Annotated in this window: 1 protein-coding gene; it reads left to right on the forward strand. The window is 68.6% G+C overall.

What is annotated here, in order from left to right; all coding sequences use genetic code 11:
• On the forward strand, nucleotides 1–255 hold a 255-nt coding region (locus ACEPPI_RS40935), incomplete at both ends, for an acyltransferase domain-containing protein (RefSeq protein ID WP_373920303.1).

The following is a 255-nucleotide window of genomic DNA, read 5'->3' on the forward strand; positions in this document are numbered from 1 at the left end:
GCGCAGGTGGAGTTGCTGCGCGAGGAGCTCGACACGCTGCTCGCCCCGATCGCACCCCGGGACGCGGCGGTTCCGTTCCTGTCGACCGTCACCGGTGAGTGGGTCGAGGGCCCCGAGCTGGATGGTGGGTACTGGTTCCGTAACCTGCGTCAGACGGTGGAGCTGGAGCGGGCCACGCGGACGCTCCTCGATCAGGGTTTCGGTGTGTTCATCGAGTCCAGCCCGCATCCCGTGCTGACCGTGGGCCTGCAGGAG

This window comes from Streptomyces sp. AB3(2024) (assembly GCF_041862025.1).
In the GTDB taxonomy this organism is placed as follows: Bacteria; Actinomycetota; Actinomycetes; order Streptomycetales; family Streptomycetaceae; genus Streptomyces.